Consider the following 26,785-nt stretch of genomic DNA (forward strand, 5'->3'; position numbering starts at 1 on the left):
CTCACTGCGCGGCCTTGATCAGGTAGCCCGCGCCCCGGACGGTGTGGATCATCGGGCTGCGGCCCGCGTCCAGCTTCTTGCGCAGGTAGCTGATGTACAGCTCCACGATGTGCGCCTGCCCGCCGAAGTCGTACGACCAGACCGCGTCCAGGATCTGCGCCTTGCTGAGCACCTGCCGGGGGTGGCGCATCAGGTGGGCGAGCAGCGCGTACTCGGTCGGGCTGAGCTCGATGGTCTCGCCGTCCCTGGTGACCTCGCGGGCCCGGTCGTCCAGGACGAGGTCGCCCAGCACCAGGGCGTGCGCGGGCGGTCGGCGCGGCCCGTCCGTCGGCGCGGCCCGGCGCAGCAGCCCGCGCAGCCGGACCACCACCTCGGCCAGGCTGAACGGCTTGGTGACGTAGTCGTCACCGCCGGCCGCGATCCCCGCGATCCGCTCCTCGACGGCGTCCCGGGCGGTGAGGAAGAGCACCCGCACCTCGGGCTGCTCGGCGTGGATCCGGCGCAGCACCTCCAGGCCGTCGAGGTCGGGCAGCATGACGTCGAGCACCACGGCGTGCGGCCGCCAGTGCGCGGCCTCCCGGACGGCCTCCAGACCGGTGGTCGCGCCGCGGGCCTGCCAGCCCTCGTAGCGGACGGCGCCGCAGACCACCTCGACCAGGTCCGGTTCGTCGTCGACGACCAGGACGCGCCAGTCCGGGCGGTCGGCGGTGTCGTCCATGCTGCTCCCTCGGCTCCCTCGGCTCGGCGGCGGACGGCGTCCATTCCGGCGGCGTTCGTGCCGGCGGCGCTCAGTCTGGCCCACCGCGATGAGAAACCCGTGAGATCAGCGGAACCGGCTCGTGATCCCCGCAGGGCTACTGACCTGCGAAAACAGGGCCGGGGAGGGAGTGCCGGTCGCGGCGCGGACCGGCGAACCTGTGGTCCGGCGGCTGGTCGGCGCCGCGCGCGAGCACTTCCCGCGCGGCATCCTCCTGTTCCACGCGGGACGTCATGCACTGAGCGCGGAGCCCGCCCGGTCGTCCTGCGGGCGCGGCCCGGTGTAGGTGGCCCGGGCGCGCATCCGCAGGGGTTCCTCGCGGTACTCCTCCACCGCGTGGGCCAGCCAGCCAGGGGTGCGGGCCACGGCGAAGATCACCTCGCCGGCCTCCGCGGGCAGTCCGGTGGTCAGCGCCATGGCGGCCAGTGCCAGGTCGATGTTGGCCCGCTGCGCGGGCCGGCCGGCCGGGCCCGCGGCCGCCTCCACCGCGGCGACCGCCGCCACCACCTCCGCTCCGCCGTCGAGTCGGCGGACCGCGTCGAGCAGGGCGACCGCGCGGGGGTCGCCGTCCGGGTAGAGCCGGTGGCCGAGCCCCGGGATCGGCCGGCCGGTGCGCAGGTAGTCGGAGACCACGGGGACCGCGCCGTCGGCCAGGACCTCGGCGAGCATCCGGTGCGCCAGCGGGCTGGCGGCGCCGTGCAGGGGGCCGTCGGTGGCACCGAGTCCGGCGGAGACCACCGCGTACGGATGCGCCCGCGCCGAGGCGGCCACCCGCGCCGCCACGGTGGAGACCGCCAGCTCGTGGTCGATCAGCAGCACGAGGGCCCGGTCCAGGCAGGCCAGCTCCCCGGGGGCGGGGGCGGCGGGCGCCAGCCGGCTCCACAGCCGCGCGGCCAGCGGGGCGTCGGGCCCGGGGTCGGGCGCGGTGCGCGGCAGGGCCTCCACCATCCCGGCGATCAGGGCCGCCCCGGCGGCCCGGACGGTCTGCTCGCGCAGGTCGAAGCGGAGCGGGTCGAGCGCGGCGGCGACGGTGACCGAGATCCGGAGCCGGTCGGGCAGCCGGATCCCGTCGGGCAGCGCGGCGGCGGCCCGGGCCAGCGCCTCGGCGGTGGCCGGCGGCACCCGCAGCTCCACCGGGGCGTCGGTGTCCAGCCCCCAGAACCAGCCGATCACGGCCTCGAAGCCGTGCCCGGCGGCCAGGTCGACGGCGTCGCGGCCGCGGTAGTGGAGCCGGCCGTTCTCGATCAGGGTCAGCCCGGTCCGGACCTCGACCGGTTCGCTGCCCCACCCCGGTTCGGCGCCCGACGGCTCGCCCGCCGCCGGTCGCACCGGCGCGCGACGGCCGCGGGCGGCCAGCTCGGCGACCTCGCGGGCGTCGAAGGTGCTGCCCTTGCCTCCCGGGGCCCGCTCGCTGCTGAGCTGCCCGCGGCTGGCGTAGGCGTACACCGTCTCCACCTTCACGCCGAGCTGCTCGGCGACCTGCTGGGTGGTCAAGCGTTCGGCCATGGTCCGTCCTCGTCGTCCTGTGACGCCTCCGCGCCTTGATGATCCACAGTATTACACATTGATTTCAATCAACATTGACAACATGGATCAATGGTCGGAGAGTACAGAACGTCGCCGGAGCACCCGGCCGGGAAGATCCACGAGAAGGGCCACTGCCATGCCGAGCACCACCGAGATCGAGGTCCCCCGCGGCCTCAAGGGCGTCGTGGTCACCGAGACCGAACTCGGCGACGTCCGCGGCCTGGAGGGCTTCTACCGCTACCGCCAGTACTCGGCGATCGACCTCGCCGAACAGCGCACCCTGGAGGACGTCTGGCACCTGATGCTCCTCGGCGAACTGCCGGACGCACCCGCCCGCGCCGCCTTCCTCGCCCGCACCACCCCGCTGCGCCGCCTGCCGGACGCCCTGCGTCCGCTCCTGCCCGCACTGGCGGCGAGCACCGCGCACGGCGGCCCGCTCGCCACCCTGGGCGCCGCGCTCTCGGTCGCCGCCGCCGACCGCGGCATCCGCCCCCTCTACGACACCGCGCCCGAACAGCGGATCGAGGACGCGCTGTTCGCCACCGCGCTGGTCCCCACCGTCCTGACCGCGCTGCACCGGCTGCAGCAGGGCCGCCAGCCGGTGGAACCGCGCGACGACCTCGGCTACGCCGCCAACTACCTCTACATGCTGACCGGCGAGGAGCCCGGGCCCGCCGAGGCCCGGGCGATCGAGCAGTACCTGATCTCCACGGTGGACCACGGCTTCAACGCCTCCACCTTCACCGCCCGGGTGATCGCCTCCACCGGGGCCGACCTCGTCGCCTGCCTGGTCGGCGGGCTCGGCGCGCTCTCCGGGCCCCTGCACGGCGGCGCGCCCAGCCGGGCCCTGGACACCCTGGACGCGATCGGCACCCCGGACCGGATCGACGGCTGGATCCGCGAGCACGTCCTGGCCGGCGACCGGATCATGGGCTTCGGCCACGCCGTCTACCGCACCGAGGACCCGCGGTCCCGGATGCTGCGCGGCGTCGCCGAATCCTTCGGCGGTGAACTCGTCGACCTCGCCGTCCAGGTGGAGGCCCGGGTCGAGGCGATCCTGGCCGAACTCAAGCCGGGCCGCGAACTGCACACCAACGTCGAGTTCTACGCCGGCGTGGTGATGCACCTCTGCGGCCTGCCGAGGGAGATGTTCACCCCCACGTTCGCCGCGGCCCGGGCGATCGGCTGGAGTGCCAACATCCTGGAGCAGGCCGCCGACCCCAAGATCATCCGCCCGGCCGCCCGCTATACCGGCCCCGCGGCTCCCCAGCCCCTGCCGACGGCCTGACCGCTGTGACCGCCCTGGCCGCCCGCGTGCTGAGGGCTCCGGGCTCCGGGCTCGGGGTGGATCGGAACAGATTCATCCGAACGAGTGAACGACACAGGTGCCCCATGCCCACCCCTCGCTAACGTGCCCGAGGATTCTCGGCAGACCATCGGAGGGGTGGGTTCCATGGAAGCGGATCGGCGTTTGCTGGTCAGTGTGTTCGGACCGCAGGAGGCACGCGAGGCGGCGCTCGGCGGTGCCCGCATCATCGACAGCGAGGACCCGCGCAGCGCCCTCGGCACCATCAAGCCGCGGCGGATCATGGACATCGCCGACGCGGTGCTCGCCGCCCGCCGGGCACTGCCCGTCCAGCTGAGCACCAACATCGGCGAGGACCAACTGCTCTTCCGCCGGGCCGACAACGGCCTGGCCCTGGCCAAGTCGGCCTACGAGCAGGTCGGCAAGGCGGCGCAGGCCGCCCTCGGAAAGGCCCTCGCGATGGGCACCCGGGTGCACCCGTGCGGGATCGTCAAGGTCGGCCTGGACGGCATGACGGCGGATCAGGCCGGCGAGGTGCTGCGCGAGATCGTCGCCACCGTCCGCAGGGCCGACGGCCTGTCGGCGACCCGGGTGATGGCCGTGCTGTTCGCCCAGGACCTCGACCTGTGGGACACCCGGAAGACCCTCCCGCAGGTCCGCCGCGCCCTGGTCGGCCTGCGCGAGTACCAGCCCTGCGCCCCGCCCCGGGGCCGACCGCCACCGACTTCAACGGCGGCGTCATGCGGGATGACGACGGAATGCGCCAGGGGCTGGCCGGACAGACCGCGCTCGGCCGCGTCGGCGAACCCGAGGAGATCGGCGACGCCATCGCCACACTGGCGTCGGAGGGCCTGAGCTGGAAGACCGCCCAGCGCATCGAGGTCTCCGGCGGCTTCCTCGTCTGACCGACCGACCGACCGATCGACCGACCGGGCGGGCGGGCCCGTCCCGGGCCGCGCCGGATGGTGCCCACGTAAAGTGAGATCTTCGATGGAGTGGCAGGGGTGGAGACCGTGGAGATCACCGTCCAGTGGATACGGACGTCCTGGACGAAGCGGTCCCGGGGAGGAGAGGCCGCAGCTCGCAGGAACGCGGCCCCGGTCGGCTTCACCATCCCGAACGCGCCGTCCTCGTTGGCGCACGTGGTCCGCATGCATGAGCGTGACGGCTTCGAACCCAGTGGCGGCCAGGAGGAACTGGGCAAGGTCGACGTCCAGCTTCGCGAGGCCGACGGACGGTTGCGGGTCCTTCCCCGAGTGCAGCCGCTGTTCGCCGTACCGGCTCGGCCGCGGCGTCCCCCGGCTGTGCGTCTTGTCCCCGGACAGTGGGTCCGTTGGCAGCTCAACTACCGTTTCAGCAGTGCGGCGGGGACGCAGGACTGGTCGTACTGGCTGGATACCTTCAATGTCGCCTACGGCCCCGTGACCGCCGATGCCTTCTCGTCGGAGTCCACCGTGTTCATCGACGAGCGGGGACCACTCCGGTAGCGGCTTGGTGGTGTGACCGAGCACCGGGGTGTCCGGCCTCCGCTTCGGTGCTGCTGGGCTGTCCGAGGTCGACCAGGAGTCTGTCGATACGGTCGCCGGTGCAGCGGTGGCGTTCGACCGCGCGGTCCCAGCCGCGCTCGGCGGCGTCGCGGGCGAGGGCTTGCTCAACTTCGCGTCGCGCCCGCAGTCGTGGCGCGTACCCGGGCGTGGTGGCGAACGTCGCGCAGGTCAGGTAGAGGTCGCACGCGCAGGGGCCCTCCACGGGAAGCCTGAGACAGCGGCCGAGTTCGAGCTCGGTCCTGAAGAAGTCGGTCCTGAGCCAGCCGATCGACGCGTCCTGCAGGGTGCCGTTGCGCAGTTCGTCGCCGCGGCGGCCTATGGCCGACCCTGACCCAGACCGTTGGCCTGTCCTGGTCTGTGGCCGCCACACCCGCGACGACTTCACCCTGTTCCCCTGCGGCATGGTCGAATTCCTCCGCAAGCTGTTCCTGGACGAGTTCGACCCGTACCCACTCAGCATCGATCTTCGCGACGCCTCACCGCGCTACGTGCACTGGTTCGAGCAACAACGGCGCTCGAAGGCGGGCTTGGACCGGTACTCCGGTGAACCACGGCCGGCCAACCAGTAGGGGTTGTCGAGGCCCTGCTGGTCATGGCCACTCGTTGATCGCTGCGACCAGCACGGCGTCTCGCTCGGCCCCTGCCAGAGCTGATCCAACTCCCGGCCCTCAACGCCTATGAGGCCTACTCGTCCCGTGCCAACCGTGCCAAGCGCGCCTACCTGTGCAAACGCGGCATCAAGGCCGTCGTCCCGGAGATGCGGGACCAGACTGCCCGAGTTGAATACGCGAGCTCACCATTACCGAGGCCGGTCTCACCCTCTGGGCCGAGGGCGGCCCCGGCGGTAAGGCGTGGGGCGCCGGGGTCAGGGGGTGGCGGTGCGGGGCTGGCGGGGGAGCGGGAGGGTGAGGGCCTCGGGGGAGGCGGGCGGGAGGGCCAGGGCGGAGGCGGTCTCGGCGGGGAGGGAGCGGAGGCCGAGGAGGCCGGTGGTGAGGCGGGTGGTGGCGCGGTGCCAGTCGGGGATGCGCTGGAGCATGGCGTGGCCGCTGCCGGTGACGGTGTAGCCGCAGACGCGGGCGCCGGCGGCGCGGCTGCGGGCGGCGAAGGCGTGGGTGTCGGCGGGCAGGGTGACGGTGTCGCGGTCGCCGTGCAGCAGCAGGACGTCGCGGTCGGCGAGCTGCTCGCAGGGGTCGGCGGCCGGGCACCAGGGGGCGAGGGCGACCAGGCCGGTGACGGCAGGGTGCCCGCCGGCCCGCAGCGCGGCGCGGCCGCCCATGGAGTGGCCGACCAGGACGGTGGGCACGGGGCCGAGCGCGGCCGTCAGTTCGTCGAGTGCGGCGGACGCGTCCCGGGCGGCGTCGGCGCGGGCACCGTTCCAGCCCCGGTGGCGGTAGCGGACGGTGGCGATGGCGACGTCCTGGCCCGCGGTCTCCCGGGCCAGGCCGCGCAGGAAGCCGTGCATCCGCAGCAGCGGGAGGTTGAACCGGCGGGGCCGGGCGAGGTTGTGCTCCTCACCGCCGTGCAGGACCAGGACGGCGGCCCGGGCCACCGGGGGCCGCACCTGCCAGCGCAGCGCCCGGTGCGCGGCCGCACCGGCACCCGAGCCCGTACCCGCGCCCGCACCTTCGCCCGCGGTGGCACCCGGGCCCGCACCGCCACCGTTCACCTTCGCACCGTCCAGCACCGTCCAGCTCCGTCCCGCCCCGTCACCGTCGATCCGCAGTCCGTGGCCCCCGCCCCCGTCGGCCCGGACCGCCACTGTACGCGTGCGGACGGCGGGACCGTTCACCCGACGGAACCATCCCGGACATTCCGGCGCGCGCGGTCGGGGTGGGGTGCTGCTATCCACGAAGGGTGGGGGGTCGCCTGCGCCGCTCGTGGCGCCGTGTCATCGAGTGGAGGACTCCGTGGCTCAGCAGCTCGCACTCTCCGTCGACTTCGGGTCGGGTTTCACCCAGGCCTGGGGCAAGATCGCCAAGGTCGTCCCGCAGTTCATCGCCTTCCTGGTGATCCTCGCCATCGGCTGGTTCGTGGCCAAGGCGATCGCCCGGATCCTGGACCGCGTGCTGCGCCGCGTCGGTTCCGAGAAGGTCGCCGAGCGGGCCGGGATGGCCCGGTACCTGAGCGGCTCCAAGTACGACATGACCGGCATCATCTGCAAGATCGTCTACTACGCGGTCCTGCTGATGGCGCTCCAGCTGGCCTTCGGCGTCTTCGGGCCGAACCCGATCAGCGTGATGATCCACAGCATCGTCGCCTGGCTGCCCAGGGGCATCGTCGCGGTCGCGATCGTGGTGGTGGCGATGGCCATCGCCAACGGCGTGCGCGACATCGTCGGGAACGCGCTGTCCGGCGCCTCGTACGGGCGCACCGTCTCCACCGTGGCCTGGGCGTTCATCGTGGCGCTCGGGGTGATCGCGGCGCTCGGCCAGGCCGGGATCGCGACCGCGATCACCGGGCCGGTGCTGATCGCGGCGCTGGCCACCGTCACCGGGGTGCTGGTGGTCGGCGTCGGCGGCGGTCTGATCATGCCGATGCGCCAGCGCTGGGAGCGGTGGCTGGACAGCGCGGAGCAGGAGACCGCCCGACTGCGCGGCACCGCCTACCAGGCCGGCCGCTCGGACGCGCTGGCCAACCAGCCGATCCGCCCGACCACCCAGACCGGCCCGGGCAACCCGCCGGTGCCGGGGATCGACCCGGGCGAGAATCGGTAGATCGGTCTACGGGGTCTGGCTGGTCTGCCCGGTGCACCCGGTAGGCCCGGTAGGCCCGGCGTATCGGGCCTACCTGGTCCACCTGGCCTGATGGGAGATCTCTAGACCGGTCTACATATCCATTGGGCTCCACACAAGATAGGTAGACCGGTCTACAGGCTCAGAGAAGCCTGTAGACCGGTCTACCTATTAGCCTCGCCACCAGAAGACCGGTCTGCATAGTTTTCCCGCGATGCCGCGATGCCGCGATGCGCGATCGGTGGACCGGGTCCACCCCCCCGCCTCCTCGGATCAGGCCTCCAGCAGACCCTGGTCACGCACCAGCCAGCAGATCGCCGTCAGCCTGGTCACGGCGTAGTCGTAGCCGACCGGCTCCCGCCAGCCGATCTCGGTGAGCGCGTCCAGGAAGCCGAGCGCGTAGTCCGACAGTTCCTCACGGTCCAGCGGCTGGGGCGCGAGTTCCGCGCCCTGTGCGTACAGCAGCTCGCGCAGCATCGCCGCGTGCTGGTCGACGGCCGCGACGAAACCGGGCTCGAAGGCGAACTCGGCCAGCCGGGGCGTGAAGGCGGCCACGATGCCGGGCAGCGGGCAGCCGGCCGGCTCGTCGGGGGAGCGCCGGAAGGACTCGTCGGGGGTCGCGAACATCCGTCCACGGTAGGCGAACCGCTGTGGTGGCGAGCCGGGCTGTGACGGTTCCGTGCTGAGACCTTGGCCACCTTCGGAACGTTCCGTGGCATGGCCGGTTCCCTGTGTTCCCGAACGGGTGGTCCGTACCAGAATGGCCCGCATGGACCTCCGCATCTTCACCGAGCCCCAGCAGGGCGCGAGCTACGACACCCTCCTCAAGGTCGCCCGCACGACCGAGGAGCTCGGTGTGTTCAGCGCCTTCTTCCGCTCCGACCACTACCTCAAGATGGGCGACGTGGACGGCCTGCCCGGCCCCACCGACGCCTGGATCACGCTGGCCGGCCTGGCCCGTGACACCAGCACCATCCGCCTCGGCACCCTGATGACGGCCGCCACCTTCCGGCTGCCGGGCGTCACGGCGATCCAGGTCGCCCAGGTCGACGCGATGAGCGGTGGCCGGGTCGAGTTCGGCCTCGGCGCCGGCTGGTACGAGGCCGAGCACGCCGCGTACGGCATCCCGTTCCCGAAGGAGAAGTTCGGGCGGCTGGAGGAGCAGCTGGAGATCATCACCGGGCTGTGGCGGACCAAGCTCGGCGACACCTTCGACTTCGCCGGGGAGTACTACACCCTCACCGACTCGCCCGCGCTGCCCAAGCCCGTCCAGGAGCGCATCCCGGTGCTGGTCGGCGGCTCGGGGCCGAAGCGCACCCCGGCGCTGGCCGCCCGCTTCGCCGACGAGTTCAACCTGCCGTTCGCCTCGCTGGACGACACCGCCGCCCAGTTCGGCCGGGTCCGGGCCGCCGTCGAGCAGGCCGGACGCTCGGCCGACGACCTGGTGTACTCCAACGCCCTGGTGCTCTGCGTCGGCCGGGACGACGCCGAGGTGGCCCGTCGGGCCGCCGTGATCGGCCGCGACGTGGCCGAGCTCAAGGAGAACGGCCTGGCCGGCACCCCGGGCGAGGTGGTGGAGAAGCTCGGCCGGTACGCGGCGGTCGGCAGTGAGCGGGCCTACCTCCAGGTGCTCGACCTGAGTGACCTCGACCACCTGGAGCTGGTCGCCGCACAGGTGGCCCCGCAGCTCGGCTAGCGAGCCGGTTCGGAGTCGGTTCGGAGTCGGTTCGGCGCCTCATGGGTCGCCGTGCGTGCCGACTGCCGGGAAGCGGCCGCGGTCCGGGGCGTGAGCGCGGTGTCCTGGGCCGCAGCGACGTTGCCGCCGGTTCACTGACGGCCCGCCGGAGACCCCGGCGGGCCGTCGGAGCAGGTCCAGCGCCACGACTTCGTCCGTGTCGCCGATCCGGACGAAGTCGTGGGTCACCCGCGGATGTCGGTGGACTACCGGGAGACCGTCCGGCCGTCCTGGCTGCCGTTGTCGGTCGGGTACAGGTGCGCCCACGAGAGGGTGCACGAGAAGGTCCACCACGCGTTGTTGTACCCGGACTGGTACTTGTCGTTCCAGTTGAAGGAGTAGTAGTTGCCGCAGACGTCCTGGGCGGTGATGTAGAACTCCTCGTCGGTGTCACCGATGTTGACGTGCCAGCCGACGACGTTGTTGTTCGCGTAGACCTGGTACCACGAGCCGTGGCTGCTGCTGGCGCTGTCCGAGCCGCTGGAGGACGCGGACGCGGTGCCTGCCGCACCGAGCACCGTCGCGCCGGCGATGGTGAGCGCGACGAGGATCTTCTTCGCGTGCAAGGTTCTCTCCCTTGGTAGCTGGGGGTGGAGACGGAGCCCGTCGGCGTTTGCCCGCTCGCCCGGGTTCGGCCCGCCGGCGCTCATTCATCCGCACCGACGGCCCGTCCGAAAGCCCCGGCGCCGTACAGCGGACACCGGACGACAGACCCGGACGCCCGGGGGCTCCCCACGGTCGGCGCGGCGGCGCAGGCGAGGGCCCGGCCGGGGAGGCGATCACGAGTTTGCTCGTTCACACGCGCGCGACCACGTTCTTCCGGTACAACCTGACATGTCTGGACAGGCGTGGACGGGCAAGGCCCGTCCCACCTGTCACCGGGGGCAGACGGGAGGGCGTGATGGGCCAGGAGGACGAGGTTGCCGACTTCCTCGACCGCTTGAGACAACTGCGGGCCCTCGCCGGCAATCCGTCGTTCCGGACGATGTCCAGGACGTCGGGAATCGTGTCGCACTCCGCCCTGCACGAAGCGCTAGCCGGCCGGCGGTTACCCACCTGGCCCGTGGTGCGCGAGTTCGTCAAGGCCTGCGGCGGCGACGAGGCGGAGTGGCGCCGGGCCTGGGCCGCAGCGGCGAACCCGGCGAGAGGGCCCGGTCGCCTCCCGTCCGACGCCGCCCACGAGGCGGACCACCCGGTCGAGCAGCCCGCCGGACCCGCAGGACCCGCCGGACCCGCCGAGGCGCTCGGCGCGACCGGCTCGCCCCGGCCCGCGCCCGTGCCGGGACGGAGGTGGTTCGGGCGGCGCGGTGGGGTGGCGTCCCACGGAGCCGCCCTGCTGGCGGGCATCGTCATAGGCGCCGTCACCGGCTACGTCGTCGGCAGCCCCGCCTCCGCCCAGCGGGAGGTGACCGCAGCGCAGCAGTGCCAGGACGCGATCAGTGACGACGGCGTCCAGCAGCCGCTCGCGGCCCACGGTCAGCGGGCCCTGGACGCCGCCGACCCCGCACCGGCCGGCCAGTCACCGGGCGCACCGGCCTGGGTCGGCCGCCCCGGCGCGGAGGCTCACATCCTGACCGGCACGAGCGCCACGGTCCCGATCACCCAGAACGTGGCCGCGGGCGACGCACTCATCGTGTCGATCATGCTGACGTCCACCTGCCCGGCCCCACTGACCGTCACGGACAGCCGCGGCAGCCGCTACCAGCTGGTCGCGGACGTGTTCGACACCCGCCACCACCGCGTGGCCATCCTCGCCGCGTTCGACGTGGCCGCCCTCTCGACCGCCGACCACCTGGCGGTCACCTACGTCACCGCCAGTAAGTACCACGTGGTCGTCGACGAATACCGCGACATCCACTCCGTGGCCGCTCGTGCGACCGGCCTCGGGGAGTCCGGGGGCACCAGTTTCGGCATCACCGGCCCCACCTGCCGGGCGGGCCAGCTCCTCGTCGGCGCCGTGGGTTCGAACAGCGGCACCGGCCCGCTGTTCGAGCCCGGCTGGGCCGACCTGCCGACGGTGAAGTTGTCGTCCTACTGGCTGACGACCGGCTACCAGCTCGTGCGGACGCCGGGCCCCTGCTCCCTCTCCGGAGCCACGACCGCCCAGTGGGGCGCGGTTCTGGCCGTGCTGCAGTAGGACCGCTCCGACCCCCGAACCAGCTCACTGGCCGGGCCTCCGTCGAGGCCTCTCGCACCTGCCCTGACCACGGCTCTTTACTCGTTCTTGGTCATACGCCATGCTCGTGGCAGGGAACGCGAGTGGAAGCGGCGGGCGGAGGGTCGGTGACGGGGACACGAATACCGCGGGCGGCGGCGCCACGGGTGTCGCCGCCCCGTGGTGTCGAGGGTCGTGGTGTCGAGGGCCGCGCTGCCGATTGCCGGACGGGCGCGGATCGGATCGTCCGCGCCGGTGTGCACGAGCTGCGCGGCTCCGGGCCGGCCGTGCTGCGCTATCCCGCCGGTGACCTGTTGGTCGTCACCGGGCTGCCCGGCAGTGGGAAGAGCACCCTGATGCGCCGCAGTGTCCGCGCCCCGCTGGTGGATTCCCAGCTGGTCCGCGAGGAGTACGCGTCCCGGCTGCCCGGCCGCCTCCCGTACGCGCTGTACCGTCCGCTGGCCCGGCTCGCGCACTACCGGCGGCTGCGCCGGGCGGTGCTGGAGGGCGGGCCGCTGGCCGTGCACGACTGCGGCACGCTGCCCTTCGTCCGGTCCTGGCTGGTGCGGGCCGCCGCCCGGCAGGGGCGCCGGGTGCACCTGCTGCTGCTCGACGTGGACCCGCGGGAGGCCTGGGCGGGTCAGCAGCGGCGCGGCCGGTGGGTCTCGCGTTACGCCTTCGCCCGGCACCGGGGCGCGGCCGCCCGGCTGCGCGGGCTGCTGCTCGGGGCGGGGCGGCCGCCGGTCGGCTGTGCGTCGGCCGTGGTACTCGACCGGGGTGCCGCGCGCGCCCTGCGGGAGATCGACTTCTCGGCGTCGTAGTGTCGGGCGGGTCCGCGCCGGGCGCCGGTCGCCGGTGGACGGGCCCGAGGCGCGGCCGATGCCCCGTCATCTCCCCCCGCCCCCTCCCTGGTCATCTCCCCGTCAGGAGCGCTGATGCGCCGTACTGCCCGGGTGCGCTCGCGTGCCCCCCGCCTGTTCCCCTGCGCCGCCGCGCTGGTCGCCGCGGCCGGTCTGAGCCAGTTCGCCGCCCCGGCCCCGCACCGTACGGTGGCGGCTGTCTGCGACGGTACTGCCGCCGAGACCGCCGCCGATGCAGGTGTCGACCCCGCCGCCCGGAAGCCGGCGGGCAGTCAGGCGGGCCGGGACCCGAACGCCGTGAGCGCCGACCGGGCCCGGGCGATGCAGGCGGACCTGGAGCACCGGCTCGCCGCGCTCGGCCCCGCCCACGTCCCGCTGGCCGCCGAACCGACCACCATTCCGGTGTACGTCCACGTGATCCACTCCGGGGACGCCGGCCGGCTGGGCGAGGGTGCGGTGGCCGCCCAGATCGACCACCTCAACGCCTCCTACGGCGGCCAGGGCGAGGGCAACGCCCCCACTCAGTTCCACTTCGACCTGGCCGGCACCGACTACACCGACAACGCCGGCTGGTACTCCGGCATGACCCCCGGCTCCGCCGCCGAGCGGTCGATGAAGAGTGCCCTGCGCAAGGGCGGCGCGGGCACCCTCAACCTCTACACCGCCCACCTCGGCCAGTCCCTGCTCGGCTGGTCGACCTTCCCCGACGTCTACCGCTCGAACCCGGTCGACGACGGCGTGGTGGTCCTGGACGACTCGCTGCCCGGCGGCCCCGCCACCCACTACAACGAGGGCAACACCGCCACCCACGAGACCGGCCACTGGCTCGGCCTCTTCCACACCTTCCAGGGCGGCTGCCTGCCCCCGGGCGACTACGTGGACGACACCCCGCCCGAGCGCAGCGCCGCCTACGGCTGCCCCGAGGGCCGGCACACCTGCCCGGGCGGCGGGCTCGACCCGATCCACAACTTCATGGACTACAGCTACGACTCCTGCATGACCCAGTTCACCCCGGGGCAGGTCCAGCGGATGTCCAACTCATGGGCTGCCTACCGCAGTTGAACGGGAGTGGAGCGGCCGAGGTCGATCGAGCTCGGCCGCGGGCCGGAGCAGGAGGCCGGTCAGCAGCAGACGTGGAGGTAGAGGAGCGTCCGGCCGTCGGCGGCACGGAACTCGTACGCGTGGTGGTCCTCGGCGAGCGCCTCGAGCCAGGCGGCCGGACGCTCCTCGGGGGTCAGCAGCACCGGGACCAGTGCCTCCGGGAAGTCCTCGTGCCAGCCGTCCCAGCCGCCCAGCGTCATCTCGTCGGCGCCGGCCGCCAGCCGCTTGGCCAGCCGCCGGTCCAGCGGGCCGCGGGCCAGCCGCCAGTAGCAGCCCAGGGCGTCCTGGAAGCCGCCGGCCGCCACGGGGGTCAGGCGGTACGGTCCGGCGCTTCCGTCGGCGGGCGGCAGGGTGGCGGCGACCTCGGCGATGACCTCGGCGAAGCCGCCGGCGCGGCGGCGCGGTTTGCTCGGCATGGGGGCATTCTCGCGGGCGGTGCCGGTCGGCGGCACCCGAATTGAATGCGGAACGCCGGGTGCGGCGTGGCAACTACCGGGTGCATGCCCGATTTGATCTATGTTCGGACGATTGGTGCCGAGCAGGAGTGACCGAAGGAGCAACCGCATGAGTGCCCACACCCGGATCGTCGTCGGCGTCGACGGCTCGCCCGCCTCGGAGCAGGCGCTGCGCTGGGCGGTCGACTACGCCAAGGCCGTCGGCGGGACGGTCGACGCCGTCACCGCCTGGGAGTACCCCGCCTTCTACGGCTGGGGCGGGACGGCCGTCCCCACCGGGGAGTCCCTCAACCCCGAGGAGCTGGCCGGCCAGACCCTGGCCGAGAGCGTCGCCAAGGCCGTCGGCACGGACCCGGGGGTGCCGATCGCCGAGAGCGTGCTGCCCGGCAACGCGGCCGGCGCCCTGCTGCAGGCCGCCAAGGGCGCCGCGCTGCTGGTCGTCGGCAGCCGCGGACTCGGCGGCTTCTCCGGCGTGCTACTCGGCTCGGTCAGCCGCCACGTCACCGAGCACGCGCCCTGCCCCGTGGTCGTGGTGCGGGAAGGCCAGGTCGAGGCCCCGTAGTCGAGGCGCGTAGCGGCGAGGGGCCGGTGCCGCACCGGGCCGCCGCGCGGACCAGAATGGAGACATGCCAGAAGGTGACTCCATCTACCGCGTGGCGGCCCGGCTGCACGAGGCCCTCGCCGGTCAGCAGCTGACCAGCGCCGAGCTGCGGGTGCCCGCGCACGCCACCGCCGCGCTCGCCGGGCGCCGGGTCCTGGAGGTCCGCCCGCGCGGCAAGCACCTGCTCACCCGCATCGAAGGCGGGCTCACCCTGCACACCCACCTGCGGATGGACGGCCACTGGGAGGTCTACCGCCCCGGCGAGCGCTGGACCGGCGGCCCCGCCTTCCAGATCCGCGCCGTCCTCGGCACCGAGCACGGCACCGCCGTCGGCTACCGGCTGCCCGTCGTCGAACTGCTGCGCACCACTGACGAACGGCGGGCCGTCGGCCACCTCGGCCCCGACCTGCTCGGCCCGGACTGGGACCCGGTCGAGGCCGTCCGTCGCATCCTCGCCCGCCCCGCCCGGCCGCTCGTCGAAGCCCTGCTCGACCAGCGCAACCTGGCCGGGATCGGCAACGTGTACGCCAACGAACTGTGCTTCGTCGCCGGGGTCACCCCGTGGACCGAGGTCGGACAAGTGCCGCACCCCGACCGGCTGGTGGAGCGGGCCCGGCAGATGCTGGAGGTCAACAAGCTGCGCCCCGGCCACATCACCACCGGCGACACCCGGCCCGGCTACCGGCACTGGGTCTACGGCCGGGCGGGCCGCCCCTGCCCGCGCTGCGTCACGCCCGTGCTGACCGGACGCCAGGGCGAGGCCCCGCGGGACCGGGCGGTGTTCTGGTGCCCGTACTGCCAGCGCGGGCCGGCCCCGGCCGCCCCGGCCGCAACGTCCGCAACATCCGGCGCGCCCGCCACGTCCGCCAGGTCCGCTAGGTCCGTTCGACCAGGGCGGGGTGCCGCGGGTCGTCCACCCGTACGGTGAGGTCGGCGGCCTCGGTCGGCCCGGTCTCCGCCTCGTAGCGGGCGAAGGCGGGCAGCGTCCACTGCTCGTCCGCCGGAGTGCGGCGGGCCAGCGCGGCCGGGGTGAGCGCCAGGTGGACGCTCAGTTCGAGCGGCAGCCAGCGGCCGAGCAGCAGGGCGCCGTCCAGCAACAGCACGCCGCCGGGCGGGAGTTGGACGTACGGGGCGCGGGTCGAGCGGTCGGTGGCCGGGTCGCGCAGCGAGGGCAGCACCCGGCCGGTGCCGCCCGGCTCCAGCGGGTCCAGCACCTCGCGCAGCAGGGCGCCGTCGTCCAGCCAGAGATCGTGGAAGGCGTCCGCGTCCCGGTGGCCGTACTCCAGCCGGATCGAGGCCGGGCGAAGGAAGTCCGCCGCCGACACCCGCAGCGCCGGGCGGCCGCGCAGCCGCAGCGGCTCCACCAGGGCGTCGGCGAGCAGCCCGGGCCGGGCGGCCGCGGCGCCGTCCACGGCGACCCGCAGCCACCGCTCGCCGGCGCCGGGCAGCTCGCTGATCCGGTCGGCGAGCAGCTCGGCCAGCTTGTCGGGGGAGATCGGGTGTACCTGCACCAGCACATCCTGCCGCCCGGGGCGCTCCCGGCCCAGCGGTTTCAGGCCGGCGCTCTCAGGTCAGCGGTTCAGGCCCCCGCTCTCAGGTCAGCGGGAGCGCGTGCAGGACGTCGTCGTGCCCGGCGAAGAGGCGGGAGCCGTCGGCGGCGAGGTTCCAGACGTCCTTGCCCGGGCCGGAGTCGTGGAAGGTCCACCCCGGCGTGCCGGTCGCGGTGTAGATCGCCGCCACCCCGCCCGCCGCCGGACCGGGCACGTACAGCGTGCCGCCGACGACCAGCGGACGGCTGCGGTTGTCCAGCAGGAACGGCAGCTTGACGGACCAGAGAACCGCGCCGGTCCGTGTTTCGAGGCAGGTGACGACGCCGTCGTTGCGCAGCACGAAGACCCGGACGGTGTCCGGGACGGGCGGCAGGGCCCGCCAGGACTCCCCCCGGGCGGCGGTGTGGTTCCAGGCCGGCTTGCCGTCGGGGCCCAGCAGGTACACCCCGCCGTTGCTGTCGGGCACGAGGAAGCTCGTCCCGGAAGCGACGCACCAGCCGAAGTCCTGGGTGACGGCGGCGGTCGACACCTCCTCGCCGGTGGTGGCGTCCCGGACCACCAGCTCGAGGCGTTCGCCGGTCGACCGGACGCAGGCCAGCAGGTTCTTGTTGTAGGGGGCGGTGGCGGCGGCGGGCCGTTCCTGGTGGTCGACCGCGACGGACCAGAGCAGGGAGCGCCGGTCCAGTTGTACGGCGAAGATCCGGCTGCTCGGCGCCGAGCTGTCCGAGCGCGGCCAGCTCAACAGGCAGCCGTAGAGGACGCCGGCGCTCAGGCAGGTGAGCTGGACGTCACCGTCCAGCTCCTCGGGCAGCGCCAGACTCCAGTCGGCGGTCGGGTCGGTGAGGTGGTGGGCGTCCAGGTGGCCGCGGGAGGTGGCGGTGAGCAGGTAGTCGCGCCAGACCGCGATCTTTCCGGCGGGCAGTTCCAGGTCGCTCGGCCAGTCCTGGGGTGCCGGCGGGTCGAACACCAGCAGCCGTCCGGGACGACCGGTGCCCGGGTCGAGGGCCTGCCACCCCGCCTTGGAGAGGAAAGCCGGCCCCTGGGGCGCGGCGAGCAGCCGCTCCGGGGTCATCACCTGCGGGCCCCGGTAGGTCCACAGTGGCGTCGGCCCGGACAGCGCGGTCGGCTGCGGCCGGCTCGGCGACGGCGTCGGCGTCGACCCGTCGCCCTCCACCCGGCCCAGCGCCCACGCCGCCCCGCCGGCCGCCAGCACCCCGGCCCCGATCAGCAGCCCGCGCCGGCTCAGCCGGGGGCGGTCACCGTCCGGACCCCCACCGCCGAGCACGTCCCCGGGCACCGCGTCCGCACCGTCCGCCTCCCCGTCCCACTGCCAGGCGGCGTCCTGCACCGGCCCCTCGGGCGACTTCATCCGGTCCTCACTCCCACCCCCGGCGGCCACCGTGCCACCACCTGCCGGGGAGGATATCGAACGGTCCCCGAACCATCCCAAGCCGCGACCTCGGCCGCACTAGGCTGCGCCCGACACAACGAGTACCGGCCCGCCCAGGAGGCCCGAGGATGTCCACCGTGACGGCCGAGCAGTACGACGGCTGGACCGAGGAGCAGTGCGCCGACGTGGAGATCGTCGGCGGGGTGGTGGTCGCCCGTCCGAGCCGCTCGGCCCGCCACAACCGGATCGCGCGGTTGGTGGCGAACGCCCTGGACGACGCGGGCGGGGCCGACTGGAACGCCGACTGCGGCTTCGACCTGCGGCTGCGGGACGTGCCGCTCGACAACCGCTGCCCGGACGTGGTGGTCTACCGGGCCGACACGGTCGAGGAGATGCCGGCCAGGCCGGAGCACGTGCTGCTGGTGGTCGAGGTCGTCTCACCGGGCTCGGAGACCACCGACCGGCTGGTCAAGCCCGACCAGTACGCGAAGGCCGGAATTCCCTTCTACTGGCGGGTCGAGCAAGCGGCGGGCCGGGTGCCGGTCGTCCACACCTGTCCGCTGGACGAGGCGAGCCGGGTGTACCGGGCCGGGGAGGTGTTCACCGGACTGGTGAAGGCCGCGGTGCCGTTCCCGGTGGAGGTCGACCTCACCGATCTGCCGTAGCGCGTCACCCGCTCGGCGGAGCGGTTCGCTCGGCCGGGTGAGGGCGTCCGTGCCGGGGCGGGTGGGGCCGGTGGGCCGGCCGGGGCGGGCGGGGCTCGCCTTGACACGGTTCCGGGCCGGACGTAGCAAGGGAGCATGCGCGATCCGCGGCCGACCGGCGGGGACGCCGAGCCGGTCCGTGCGGCGGGCCCGGAGGCGGCGCACGCGCGGGACGAGCTGTTGGCGGAGGCCGTCCGGGAGGTGCTGGCGTCGACCGCGGCGTACGGGGCGATGGTGCACCTGCGCTCGCGGGACGGGCGGTCCCTGGTGCTGCGGACCCTCGCCGGGGTGCCGCTGTCGATCATGAGTCCGTTCCGCCGGGTCGCGGCGGCCGGGCCGCTGCCGGTCGCGGTCTGCTTCCGCACCGGGCGGACCGTCACGCTGTCCGACTCCGAGGACATCGTGCGGCGCTTCCCGCAGCTGGCCGTCGGGCTGCCGTACGACTTCGTCTCCGCCTGCGTGCCGGTGGGGCACGGCGGGGAGCGGTTCGGGGTGCTCAGCGTGCTGTGGCCCGCCTCGGACGACGGCGTGCCGGACGGGGACGGCGGGCGGCCGGAAGCGGTCGCCTCCCGGCTGGGCGCCGGGCTGGCCGGGGTGGCGGCGGCCGGGCAGCCGGTGGAGCCGGCCGGGGACGCCGCCGTGGTGGAGCTGTCGCCGCCGACGGCGGTGACCACCCGGGTCGGGCTGTTCGACTGGGACGTGGCCAGTGGCGCGCTCGCGGCGGACGTGCAGTTCCGGGAGATCTTCGGCCTCGCGCCCGGCGAGTTCGACGGCACGGTGCGCTGCCTGACCGGCCGGATCGCCCCCGGTGACGTGCCCGAGTTCCGGGCCGCCGCCCGCACCGCCCTGGAGCACGGCGAGGTGCTGGCGGCCCGGGTGCGGGTGCTCGGAGCGGCCGGCCGCCCGTACCCGGTGGAGCTGTGGGCCCGGGTGCCCGGGGCGATCTCCGACGGCGGGACCCACCTGGTCGGCGCCGTCCTGGACGTCCGTGCCCTGACCGCGGCGGCCGCCGCGGTCGAGCGGCTGCACGAGGGGCTGCTCTCGCTCGACCCGGACGGTCTGATCAGCTACGTCAACCGGGCCGCCGAGCCGCTGCTCGGGGCCGGTGCCGAGGAGCTGGTCGGCCACCACCCCTGGGAGGTGCTGCCCTGGCTCGCCGACCCCTTCTACGAGAACCGCTACCGCGCCGCCCTGCTCTCCCAGCAGCCCACCGCCTTCCTGGCCGTCCGCCCGCCGGACGGCTGGCTCGCCTTCTCGCTCTACCCCGACCCGCACGGCGTCACCGTCCGGATGGTCGCCGCCGAGGCCCCGCCGGGCGCGGCCGAGCCCCCGACCGCCCTGGCGCCGCCCGCGGCCACGGCCGGGGCGGGCACGGGCGGCGTCGGCGGCACCCACCACCTGCTCCAGCTGGCCAGCGCGCTCACCGAGGCCGTCACCGTGCGGGACGTCTGCCGGGCGGTGGCCGAGGAGATCCTGCCGGCCTTCGGCGGCCAGGAGCTCGCCATCTACGGGGTGCGCGAGCAGCGGCTGCACCTGGTCTCGCAGAGCGGCTACCCCGACGGCTTCCTGGACGGCTTCGAGGGCACCCCGCTGGACGCCCGGGTCCCCGGCGCGGAGGCGCTCAGCACCGGCACCCCGATCTTCTTCGAGTCGGTGCGCGAGCTCGCCGCCGCCTACCCGGGCCTGGCTCTGGACGAGATGGGCGCCTGGGCCTTCCTGCCGCTGATCGCCTCCGGCCGCCCGGTCGGCAGCTGCATCCTCGGCTTCGACCGGGCGCACCCCTTCACCGTCGAGGAGCGCGGACTGCTCACCGGCCTCGGCGGCTTCATCGCCCAGGCCCTGGAGCGGGCCCGGCTGTACGACGCCGAGTTCGCGCTGGCCCGCGGCCTGCAGCAGGCCCTGCTGCCGCACCGGCTCCCGCAGGTGCCCGGCATCCGCACCGCCGCCCGCTACCTGCCCGGTACCCAGGGCATGGAGATCGGCGGCGACTGGTACGACGCGATCGTCACCGGCGACGACCTCACCCTGGTGATCGGCGACGTCGAGGGCCACAGCGTCGGGGCAGCCGCCGCGATGGGCCAACTGCGCAGTGCGGTACGGGCGTTCGCCAGTGGCGGCGAGCCGCCCGGCGAGGTGCTGGCCCGCACCAACCGGCTGCTGCTGGACCTCGACCCGGGGCTGCTCGCCAGCTGCTGCCTGGTGCGCCTGACCCCCGCCGACGGCACCGTGCGGATCGGCCGGGCCGGCCACCTGCCGCCGGTGCTGCGGCACCCGGACGGACGGGCCGAGGCGCTGTACGTGCCGGGCGGGCCGCTGCTGGGCGTGGACGACGGGGCGGCGTACCCGGTCAGCGAGCTGCGGCTGCGGCCCGGGTCGCTGCTCGCCCTCTACACCGACGGGCTGGTGGAGGACCCGGCGCTGGCGATCGACCAGGGGGTGGACCGGCTGCGGGCGGCGCTGGCGCACGGGCGGGCGGGGGAGGCACTGGAGGAGCTCGCCGAGCGGCTGCTGCGCGAGGTCGGCTCGACCGGGCGGGTGGACGACGTGGCGCTGCTGCTCACGGCCTTCGGGACCGACGGCGGGGTGGGCGGCCCGGGCGGCGGGACGGACGGCGGGGTGGGCGTCGGCCCGGACGGTGGGACGGACGGCGCCGGAGCGGCGACTTTCGTCGGCCCGGGCTGCGACGAAGGGTGACCGCGGCCGGGGCGGCCGCCCGGTTAGCCTCGACGGGTGGAAGCAATCGCACGGGCCTGGTCGACAGCGGTACGGACGGCGCTCCCGGGGCCCTGGCGCCCCCGGCGAGTGGTCGGCGAGGCCGTGGCGGCCCTGCTGATGGGCGCGCTGGCGGCCCTGCTGGAGCTCGCCGCCGCCACCGACCTGGCGGTGCCCTTCGGGCTGGCCGTCGCCGCGCTGTGGCTGCTGCGGCGCGGCTTCCCGGCGACGGTGCTGGTGCTGACCGGGACCCTGGCGGGCTGGTCGCTCGGGCCGTTCCCGCTGCTGGTGTGCGCGGGCTGGGTGGCCGGGGCGCGGATCGGCCGGGTGTGGCGACTGGTCGGCGCCTTCGTGCTGAGCTACCTGATGTTCTCCATGTTCGGGATGCTCAAGGACGGCGCCTCGTACTCACCCAAGCTGATCATCGGCTTGTCGCTCGGCATCTTCCTGGTCTTCGCGGGTCTGCCCGCCCTCTACAGCCGCTACCGGGCGCAGCGCCGCGCCCTGCTGGACGCGCTGCGCGAGCGCAACGACCAGCTGGTGCGCGAGCGGGCGATGGTGGTGCACCAGGCCCGGCTGCGGGAGCGGCACCGGATCGCCCAGGACATGCACGACAGCCTGGGCCACCAGCTGGCGCTGATCTCCGTGCACTCCGGCGCGCTGGAGGTGGACCGCACCCTCAGCGACCGGCAGCGGGAGGCGGTCGGGGTGCTGCGGCAGGCGGCGGTCGCGGCCATGCGCGAGCTGCGCGAGGTGGTCGGGGTGCTGCACGACGAGTCGACGGCGGTGCCGCCCGCGGTCGTCGGCGCCCCGGGCGCGGCGGGGTCGCGCGGCGGGGTCGACGGGATCGGGGGGTTGGTGGAGTCCTCCCGGGCGCCCGGGACGGTGGTGGAGCTCTGCGTCGAGGGGGAGCGGCGGCCGCTCGCGGCGGCGGTCGACCACGCGGCGTACCGGATCGTGCAGGAGGCGCTCACCAACGCGCACAAGCACGCCCCCGGCGCGCCGATCGCGGTCGCGCTGCGGTACGAGCCGGACGCGCTGGTGGTGGAGGTGACCAACCCCCGCGCGCCGGAGCTCGTGGGCGCGCGCTCCGGCGTGGGGCCAGTGGTGAGCGGCGGACAGGGGCTGACCGGCCTGCGGGAGCGCGCCCGGCTGGTCGGCGGCATGGTGCACGCGGGCCCGACGCCCGAGCCGGGCTTCCGGCTGGCCGCCGTCCTCCCCTACGAGGGGGCGGAGGCCGAGGGCGCCGCCGCCCTGACGGCCGAGGAGGAGTGGGCGGCCGGCGGGCTGCCGCCGGTGGACGGCGGGCAGGACGGCCGACGCCGCCCGGCGCTGGGCTGCGCGGCCGGGGTGGGGGCGGTGACGCTGATCGTGGCGGGCCTGGTGGCCTGGGGCGTGGTGGCCTTCGTCCGGGGCGCCAGCGACTCGACGGTGCGGCAGTCGGTCTACGACCAGATCCGGGTGGGCGACTCGCGGGGCGAGGTGCTGAAACAGCTCCCGCCCGGCAACGACTTCTTCACCTCCGACTTCCAGTCCGCCGGGCCGCCCCGGCCGGAGGACTCGCACTGCCGCTGGTACTCGCTGGCGAAGGAGGGCCAGGGCGACTCCTGGTCGGACGACCACGTGGCGCGGTTCTGCTTCAAGGGCGGGGTGCTGGTGGAGAAGGTGGAGTACACCTCCAAGGGCTGAGGTCGGCCGTCCGTCGTCGCGGCGCCCGGCCCCGGCCCGCTCTCCCCGGCCCCGGGCGGGAGGAGGGTGCGGCCGGGATGTGAGGATGGAGTTCCAGCCGCACCACCGTTCGAGGGGAATGACCAGCGTGATCCGAGTCCTCGTCGCCGACGACGAGCCGCTCATCCGGGCCGGGATCAGGATGATCCTGGGGTCGGCCGAGGACATCGAGGTGGTCGCGGAGGCCGCCGACGGCCGGCAGGCGCTGGAGCTGGCCCGGGCGCACCGGGTGGACGTCGTCCTGCTGGACATCCAGATGCCGGTGATGGACGGACTGACGGCGCTCGGGGAGCTCGGCAGGGTCGCGCCCGGCGCACGGGCGATCATCCTCACCACCTTCGGGGAGCGCGAGAACGTCCTGCGCGCCGTGACCGAGGGCGGCGCCGGGTTCCTGCTCAAGGACACCGCGCCGAACGAGCTGATCCAGGCCGTCCGGGCCGCGGCCGGCGGGAACGCCTTCCTCTCCCCGGCCGCCACCCGGCACATCGTGGACTCGCTGGCCGCCGGGCGCAGCGGCTCGGCGGCCGCCCGCGGCGCGCAGGCGCGGCGCCGGCTGGAGGTGCTCACCGGGCGCGAGCTGGAGGTGCTGGCGCTGCTCGGGGAGGGCCTGTCCAACGCGGACGCGGGGGCCCGGATCCACATGAGCGAGGCGACGGTGAAGACCTACGTCAGCCGGATCCTGGCCAAGTTGGGCTGTGAGAACCGGGTCCAGGCGGCGCTGCTGGCGCGGGACGCGGAGCTCGACGGCCGTAGCTGAGCGGGGTCGCGCGGTCGCGGTGGGTGTCGCCGGTGACGGATGCCACTCAATCGGTGGTCCGAATCGGGAACTCCGGATGGACTGGTGACGGTCCGTCATCTTCCGATTGCGGACGGTCGATGGTGTGCGGGAGTCCACGAACGGACAGATGTGAGCGCGGGCACGGAAATTGATCGTTCGATCTTTAAAATGCGGTCAAACCTGGTCGAACCGGGCGCCGTTTCTTGATCGATACCGCCGGTAACAGTCAACTGACCTGCGAGAACCAAGAATTGCTTGCTGAGCCCCGGATGTGCCCCTAGCTTTCTTGGCGGCGCAACGAGCGCCACCCGGGTTCACCCCGACGCACGGCCCGCCGACTGACCCCCGGCGCGAGGGCGGTGCCCGCCGACGAGACCGGCCCGAACGGGCCGTCGGCGAGTGGAGGTGGCCGGGGCGGCACGGCACGTCCGACACGTGGCCGGCCGCCCGACGAGCGAGGTGAGCGCAACCGACCGGCCCGTGTCCCGGGCCTGGTTCCGCCTGCCCGCCCGGGGCTTGCCGAGAGGACATTCATGACTTCCCGTCACGAGACCGCCGCTGCCACCGAGACCACCACCAGCAAGCGCAACCGCCTGCGGATGGCGGTCGTCGCGGGCGCCGCCGTCGCGGCCCTGCCGGTGGCCGGCCTCGTCACGGCCACCTCGGCCTCCGCCGCACCCTCCTCCACCTGGGACGCCGTCGCCCAGTGCGAGAGCGGCGGGAACTGGAGCATCAGCACCGGCAACGGCTTCAACGGCGGACTGCAGTTCACCCCCTCCACCTGGGCCGCGTACGGCGGAACCGCGTACGCCCCCCGGGCCGACCAGGCGACCAGGGCGCAGCAGATCGCCGTCGCCGAGAAGGTGCTCGCCTCGCAGGGGCCGGGGGCCTGGCCCGTGTGCTCCCAGAAGGCGGGCCTGAGCAAGGGCGGCGCCCCGGCCGCCGTCGACACCTCGGCGGGCTCGGGTGCCGCGGATCGGGCGACCCCCGCCAAGCCGGCCAAGCGGTCCGCGAAGGCGGCCCCCAAGGCCGCCCCGCAGGCGGCTCCGAAGGCGGCCGCCCCGAAGGCGCAGCCGCACGCCGCGCAGGCCCCGCAGGGCCGCCCGTCGGCCAAGCCGGCGCAGTCCGCTCCGGCGGCGGCGAAGAACACCACCGGTGGCGAGTACACCGTCCGCAGCGGTGACACGCTGAGCGACATCGCCGCCAAGTTCGGCGTCGACACCGACGGCCTGTACGGCAGGAACGCCCGCACCATCGGCGCCGACCCGGACCTGATCTTCCCCGGGCAGACGCTGACCGTCTGACGCCCTACCACGCTGCGACGCGATCCGGCGGCCACCCCTGCGCGGGGTGGCCGCCCGGCGCGTTCGGGGTCCTGGCGCATCGGGTTCGCTGGAGCCCTGCACCAGTAAGGTCGTCTGATGGTCCGACTGATCAGTGACAGCGAGCTCAGCGCCTCCTCCGTGGTGGCCAACAGCACCATGAACCGCGGGCGCGGGCTGCGCGGTGTCAACAGCTACACCCGCGAGCTGGGCTTCGACCCCGCCGCCTGGCTCCGGGAGTACGGCGGCGCCGCGCCCGGCTGGCTGGATCTGTGCAGCGGGGAGGGGCGGGCGCTGGTCGAGGCGGCCCGGGTGCTGCCCGCCGGCGCCGAGCTGACGGGGGTGGACCTGGTCGGGCCGCTGGTCCCACCGCCCGTCCCGGCGGCCGGGGCACGGCTGCGCCTGGTGACGGCGGCGCTCGCGGACTGGGCGCCCGAGCGGTCGTACCAGCTGATCACCTGTGTGCACGGCTTGCACTACCTCGGCGACCAGCTCGGCGCGATCGCCCGCGCCGCCTCCTGGCTGGCCCCGGACGGCCGCTTCGCCGCCCACTTCGACCCGGAGTCGGTGCGCCGCCCCGACGGCTCCGGCGCGGGCCGGGCGGTGCTCGCCGCGCTGCGGGCGGCCGGGTTCGAGTACCGCGCGCGCCGTCACCTGCTGCTCCTGGACGGCGGACGGCCGGTCGCGCTGCCCTTCGGTTACGCGGGCGCCGACCCGTCGGCCGGGCCGAACTGGACCGGGCAGCCGGCGGTCGGGTCGTACTACCACTCGCTGGTCGCGCCACGGGGGCGCGTGGAGTTGTAGTTGAAGATTGAACGCAACGTCCGAATACCGCCGGAGACGTCAAGGGATCCGGATCAGGATCGACTCACACACCGAGAGCGGAACGCCGGCCGGCAGACGGCCGGGACGCGATCGGACCACGGTGCACGAGGAGACCCGAAGACATGACGATGAACGGTGCTGCGGCGCTCGACGGCAAGGTGGCCCTGGTGACCGGCGGCAGCCGGGGGATCGGGGCCGCGGTCGCGCTGCGGCTGGCCGAGGACGGCGCCCACGTGGCGCTGACCTACCAGGGCTCGGCCGGGCGGGCCGAGGAGGTGGTCGCCAAGATCACCGCGATGGGGCGGACCGGCTGGGCCGTGCGCGCCGACAGCGCCGACCCGGCGGCGGTGCGCGCTGCGGTGGCCTCGGTCGCCGAGCGGTTCGGACGGCTGGACATCCTGGTGAACAACGCCGGCGTGGGCGCCGGCGGGCCGATCGAGGAGGTCGGGCTGGAGGAGCTCGACCGGGTGCTGGAGGTGAACGTCCGGGCGCCGTACCTGTACGCCCAGGCGGCCGTCGAGCACCTGGCCGAGGGCGGGCGGATCGTCGCCATCGGCAGCTGCGTCGCCCAGCGCGTCGTCTTCCCCGGCGCCGCGCTCTACGCGACCAGCAAGGCCGCGCTGATCGGCCTGACCAAGGCGCTGGCCAGGGAGCTCGGCCCGCGCGGGATCACCGCCAACCTGGTCCACCCGGGCCCGATCGACACCGACATGAACCCGGCCGACGGCGACTCCGCCGACTTCCAGCGCGGCTTCGTCGCCCTCGGCCGCTACGGCACGGTGGCCGAGGTCGCGGGCGCCGTCTCCTACCTGGTGGGTGAGGACGGCCGCTACGTCACCGGTGCGGAACTGTCGGTGGACGGCGGCTTCGCCGCCTGACCTCCCGTTCGGCGGGGCGGCGGTGTCGTGCCGGGCGGTCGTCGGCGACCGCGCGTTCGATCGCCCGGCCCGACCCGTGCGCCGCCCGACCGCGAGGTGTGCCAAGACCGCGGCGGACGCGC

At 74.3% G+C, this 26,785-nt stretch carries 26 protein-coding genes and 1 pseudogene; 19 read left to right on the forward strand and 8 right to left on the reverse strand.

Going from position 1 to position 26,785, the window contains the following annotated elements; translation table 11 throughout:
• Nucleotide 1: 1 nt before the first annotated feature.
• Together ACFXPX_RS19085 and ACFXPX_RS19090 are read right to left on the reverse strand one after the other, a co-directional pair.
• A complete protein-coding gene (locus tag ACFXPX_RS19085) occupies nt 2-718 on the reverse strand; it encodes a response regulator transcription factor (RefSeq protein ID WP_380397058.1) in 717 nt (238 codons plus the stop codon).
• Nucleotides 719-988: 270 nt separating this feature from the next.
• Nucleotides 989-2,263: a citrate synthase gene (locus ACFXPX_RS19090; protein ID WP_380526576.1), complete on the reverse strand. Its 1,275-nt coding sequence runs from the start codon at nt 2,261-2,263 to the stop codon at nt 989-991.
• Between the two features lie 157 nt (nt 2,264-2,420).
• On the opposite strand from ACFXPX_RS19090, the gene ACFXPX_RS19095 reads away from it, so the two are divergent.
• From ACFXPX_RS19095 to ACFXPX_RS19115, 5 genes and pseudogenes are all read left to right on the forward strand, one after another.
• Nucleotides 2,421-3,572, forward strand: coding sequence for a citrate/2-methylcitrate synthase (locus tag ACFXPX_RS19095; protein ID WP_380588448.1), 1,152 nt, complete (start codon nt 2,421-2,423; stop codon nt 3,570-3,572).
• A gap of 165 nt (nt 3,573-3,737) precedes the next feature.
• A pseudogene (locus tag ACFXPX_RS19100) lies at nt 3,738-4,196 on the forward strand ((5-formylfuran-3-yl)methyl phosphate synthase); the annotation flags it as partial.
• A 152-nt stretch (nt 4,197-4,348) separates the two neighbouring features.
• Nucleotides 4,349-4,495 carry an SDR family oxidoreductase gene (locus tag ACFXPX_RS19105; protein WP_380642357.1) on the forward strand — a complete coding sequence of 49 codons (147 nt, stop codon included), beginning with the start codon at nt 4,349-4,351 and terminating at the stop codon, nt 4,493-4,495.
• A gap of 108 nt (nt 4,496-4,603) precedes the next feature.
• Nucleotides 4,604-5,077 carry a hypothetical protein gene (locus ACFXPX_RS19110; RefSeq protein WP_380588436.1) on the forward strand — a complete coding sequence of 158 codons (474 nt, stop codon included), beginning with the start codon at nt 4,604-4,606 and terminating at the stop codon, nt 5,075-5,077.
• A gap of 461 nt (nt 5,078-5,538) precedes the next feature.
• On the forward strand, nt 5,539-5,706 hold the full coding sequence (locus ACFXPX_RS19115; RefSeq protein WP_380642359.1) for a hypothetical protein: 168 nt from the start codon (nt 5,539-5,541) through the stop codon (nt 5,704-5,706).
• Nucleotides 5,707-6,002: 296 nt separating this feature from the next.
• Here the strand turns inward: ACFXPX_RS19115 and ACFXPX_RS19120 are convergent, their stop codons facing one another.
• The gene (locus ACFXPX_RS19120; protein WP_380642361.1) at nt 6,003-6,821 is read right to left on the reverse strand and encodes an alpha/beta hydrolase; all 819 of its coding nucleotides are present in this window, start codon (nt 6,819-6,821) and stop codon (nt 6,003-6,005) included.
• Nucleotides 6,822-7,044: 223 nt separating this feature from the next.
• Here ACFXPX_RS19120 and ACFXPX_RS19125 point away from each other — a divergent pair, with 223 nt between their 5' ends.
• Complete coding sequence (locus ACFXPX_RS19125; protein ID WP_380588430.1) at nt 7,045-7,851, forward strand: hypothetical protein; 807 nt, start codon at nt 7,045-7,047, stop codon at nt 7,849-7,851.
• 291 nt (nt 7,852-8,142) lie between these two features.
• Here the strand turns inward: ACFXPX_RS19125 and ACFXPX_RS19130 are convergent, their stop codons facing one another.
• Nucleotides 8,143-8,496: a DUF6401 family natural product biosynthesis protein gene (locus ACFXPX_RS19130; protein ID WP_375884320.1), complete on the reverse strand. Its 354-nt coding sequence runs from the start codon at nt 8,494-8,496 to the stop codon at nt 8,143-8,145.
• A gap of 142 nt (nt 8,497-8,638) precedes the next feature.
• On the opposite strand from ACFXPX_RS19130, the gene ACFXPX_RS19135 reads away from it, so the two are divergent.
• Nucleotides 8,639-9,565 carry an LLM class F420-dependent oxidoreductase gene (locus ACFXPX_RS19135; RefSeq protein ID WP_375884322.1) on the forward strand — a complete coding sequence of 309 codons (927 nt, stop codon included), beginning with the start codon at nt 8,639-8,641 and terminating at the stop codon, nt 9,563-9,565.
• 245 nt (nt 9,566-9,810) lie between these two features.
• Here the strand turns inward: ACFXPX_RS19135 and ACFXPX_RS19140 are convergent, their stop codons facing one another.
• Entirely contained in the window at nt 9,811-10,170 is a 360-nt protein-coding gene (locus tag ACFXPX_RS19140; RefSeq protein WP_380642363.1) for a hypothetical protein, read from the reverse strand.
• A 335-nt stretch (nt 10,171-10,505) separates the two neighbouring features.
• Between ACFXPX_RS19140 and ACFXPX_RS19145 the strand changes: the two genes are divergently transcribed.
• From ACFXPX_RS19145 to ACFXPX_RS19155, 3 genes are all read left to right on the forward strand, one after another.
• Nucleotides 10,506-11,741, forward strand: a complete 1,236-nt coding sequence (locus ACFXPX_RS19145) for a helix-turn-helix domain-containing protein (RefSeq protein ID WP_380642365.1) — start codon at nt 10,506-10,508, stop codon at nt 11,739-11,741.
• Nucleotides 11,742-12,016: 275 nt separating this feature from the next.
• Entirely contained in the window at nt 12,017-12,580 is a 564-nt protein-coding gene (locus ACFXPX_RS19150; RefSeq protein ID WP_380526686.1) for an AAA family ATPase, read from the forward strand.
• Between the two features lie 114 nt (nt 12,581-12,694).
• Nucleotides 12,695-13,681 carry a zinc metalloprotease gene (locus ACFXPX_RS19155; RefSeq protein ID WP_380588415.1) on the forward strand — a complete coding sequence of 329 codons (987 nt, stop codon included), beginning with the start codon at nt 12,695-12,697 and terminating at the stop codon, nt 13,679-13,681.
• Between the two features lie 59 nt (nt 13,682-13,740).
• Here ACFXPX_RS19155 and ACFXPX_RS19160 read toward each other — a convergent pair whose 3' ends face one another.
• A complete protein-coding gene (locus ACFXPX_RS19160; RefSeq protein WP_375884337.1) occupies nt 13,741-14,136 on the reverse strand; it encodes a hypothetical protein in 396 nt (131 codons plus the stop codon).
• 148 nt (nt 14,137-14,284) lie between these two features.
• Here ACFXPX_RS19160 and ACFXPX_RS19165 point away from each other — a divergent pair, with 148 nt between their 5' ends.
• Nucleotides 14,285-14,737 (forward strand): universal stress protein, encoded by a 453-nt coding sequence (locus tag ACFXPX_RS19165; protein WP_380526690.1) that lies wholly within the window; start codon nt 14,285-14,287, stop codon nt 14,735-14,737.
• A gap of 64 nt (nt 14,738-14,801) precedes the next feature.
• The gene (locus ACFXPX_RS19170; protein ID WP_380642366.1) at nt 14,802-15,704 is read left to right on the forward strand and encodes a DNA-formamidopyrimidine glycosylase family protein; all 903 of its coding nucleotides are present in this window, start codon (nt 14,802-14,804) and stop codon (nt 15,702-15,704) included.
• Here ACFXPX_RS19170 and ACFXPX_RS19175 read toward each other — a convergent pair.
• Nucleotides 15,652-16,287 (reverse strand): uridine kinase, encoded by a 636-nt coding sequence (locus tag ACFXPX_RS19175; protein WP_380526694.1) that lies wholly within the window; start codon nt 16,285-16,287, stop codon nt 15,652-15,654. The two genes, ACFXPX_RS19170 and ACFXPX_RS19175, sit on opposite strands and share 53 nt — an antisense overlap.
• 82 nt (nt 16,288-16,369) lie before the next feature.
• The gene (locus ACFXPX_RS19180; protein ID WP_380642368.1) at nt 16,370-17,695 is read right to left on the reverse strand and encodes a PQQ-binding-like beta-propeller repeat protein; all 1,326 of its coding nucleotides are present in this window, start codon (nt 17,693-17,695) and stop codon (nt 16,370-16,372) included.
• Nucleotides 17,696-17,844: 149 nt separating this feature from the next.
• Here ACFXPX_RS19180 and ACFXPX_RS19185 point away from each other — a divergent pair, with 149 nt between their 5' ends.
• From ACFXPX_RS19185 to ACFXPX_RS19215, 7 genes are all read left to right on the forward strand, one after another.
• Complete coding sequence (locus ACFXPX_RS19185) at nt 17,845-18,381, forward strand: Uma2 family endonuclease (RefSeq protein WP_380642370.1); 537 nt, start codon at nt 17,845-17,847, stop codon at nt 18,379-18,381.
• 135 nt (nt 18,382-18,516) lie between these two features.
• Entirely contained in the window at nt 18,517-21,114 is a 2,598-nt protein-coding gene (locus tag ACFXPX_RS19190; RefSeq protein ID WP_380642372.1) for a SpoIIE family protein phosphatase, read from the forward strand.
• 36 nt (nt 21,115-21,150) lie between these two features.
• The gene (locus ACFXPX_RS19195) at nt 21,151-22,821 is read left to right on the forward strand and encodes a sensor histidine kinase (RefSeq protein ID WP_380642374.1); all 1,671 of its coding nucleotides are present in this window, start codon (nt 21,151-21,153) and stop codon (nt 22,819-22,821) included.
• A 127-nt stretch (nt 22,822-22,948) separates the two neighbouring features.
• On the forward strand, nt 22,949-23,617 hold the full coding sequence (locus ACFXPX_RS19200; protein ID WP_375884477.1) for a response regulator: 669 nt from the start codon (nt 22,949-22,951) through the stop codon (nt 23,615-23,617).
• A 554-nt stretch (nt 23,618-24,171) separates the two neighbouring features.
• The gene (locus ACFXPX_RS19205) at nt 24,172-24,942 is read left to right on the forward strand and encodes a transglycosylase family protein (protein WP_380526703.1); all 771 of its coding nucleotides are present in this window, start codon (nt 24,172-24,174) and stop codon (nt 24,940-24,942) included.
• Between the two features lie 117 nt (nt 24,943-25,059).
• Nucleotides 25,060-25,764, forward strand: a complete 705-nt coding sequence (locus tag ACFXPX_RS19210; protein WP_380642376.1) for a class I SAM-dependent methyltransferase — start codon at nt 25,060-25,062, stop codon at nt 25,762-25,764.
• A 143-nt stretch (nt 25,765-25,907) separates the two neighbouring features.
• Nucleotides 25,908-26,663, forward strand: coding sequence for an SDR family oxidoreductase (locus ACFXPX_RS19215; protein ID WP_380642378.1), 756 nt, complete (start codon nt 25,908-25,910; stop codon nt 26,661-26,663).
• Nucleotides 26,664-26,785: the final 122 nt, after the last annotated feature.

Origin of the sequence: Kitasatospora sp. NPDC059146 (genome assembly GCF_042786665.1) — a bacterium.
Lineage (GTDB): Bacteria > Actinomycetota > Actinomycetes > Streptomycetales > Streptomycetaceae > Kitasatospora.

Coding starts and splice junctions, on each gene's coding strand:
- ACFXPX_RS19085 (WP_380397058.1), bottom strand. CDS start 718: ATGGACGACACCGCCGACCGCCCGGACTGGCGCGTCCTGGTCGTCGAC.
- ACFXPX_RS19090 (WP_380526576.1), bottom strand. CDS start 2,263: ATGGCCGAACGCTTGACCACCCAGCAGGTCGCCGAGCAGCTCGGCGTG.
- ACFXPX_RS19095 (WP_380588448.1), top strand. CDS start 2,421: ATGCCGAGCACCACCGAGATCGAGGTCCCCCGCGGCCTCAAGGGCGTC.
- ACFXPX_RS19105 (WP_380642357.1), top strand. CDS start 4,349: ATGCGCCAGGGGCTGGCCGGACAGACCGCGCTCGGCCGCGTCGGCGAA.
- ACFXPX_RS19115 (WP_380642359.1), top strand. CDS start 5,539: ATGGTCGAATTCCTCCGCAAGCTGTTCCTGGACGAGTTCGACCCGTAC.
- ACFXPX_RS19130 (WP_375884320.1), bottom strand. CDS start 8,496: ATGTTCGCGACCCCCGACGAGTCCTTCCGGCGCTCCCCCGACGAGCCG.
- ACFXPX_RS19135 (WP_375884322.1), top strand. CDS start 8,639: ATGGACCTCCGCATCTTCACCGAGCCCCAGCAGGGCGCGAGCTACGAC.
- ACFXPX_RS19145 (WP_380642365.1), top strand. CDS start 10,506: ATGGGCCAGGAGGACGAGGTTGCCGACTTCCTCGACCGCTTGAGACAA.
- ACFXPX_RS19155 (WP_380588415.1), top strand. CDS start 12,695: ATGCGCCGTACTGCCCGGGTGCGCTCGCGTGCCCCCCGCCTGTTCCCC.
- ACFXPX_RS19160 (WP_375884337.1), bottom strand. CDS start 14,136: ATGCCGAGCAAACCGCGCCGCCGCGCCGGCGGCTTCGCCGAGGTCATC.
- ACFXPX_RS19165 (WP_380526690.1), top strand. CDS start 14,285: ATGAGTGCCCACACCCGGATCGTCGTCGGCGTCGACGGCTCGCCCGCC.
- ACFXPX_RS19170 (WP_380642366.1), top strand. CDS start 14,802: ATGCCAGAAGGTGACTCCATCTACCGCGTGGCGGCCCGGCTGCACGAG.
- ACFXPX_RS19180 (WP_380642368.1), bottom strand. CDS start 17,695: ATGAAGTCGCCCGAGGGGCCGGTGCAGGACGCCGCCTGGCAGTGGGAC.
- ACFXPX_RS19185 (WP_380642370.1), top strand. CDS start 17,845: ATGTCCACCGTGACGGCCGAGCAGTACGACGGCTGGACCGAGGAGCAG.
- ACFXPX_RS19190 (WP_380642372.1), top strand. CDS start 18,517: ATGCGCGATCCGCGGCCGACCGGCGGGGACGCCGAGCCGGTCCGTGCG.
- ACFXPX_RS19205 (WP_380526703.1), top strand. CDS start 24,172: ATGACTTCCCGTCACGAGACCGCCGCTGCCACCGAGACCACCACCAGC.
- ACFXPX_RS19210 (WP_380642376.1), top strand. CDS start 25,060: ATGGTCCGACTGATCAGTGACAGCGAGCTCAGCGCCTCCTCCGTGGTG.
- ACFXPX_RS19215 (WP_380642378.1), top strand. CDS start 25,908: ATGACGATGAACGGTGCTGCGGCGCTCGACGGCAAGGTGGCCCTGGTG.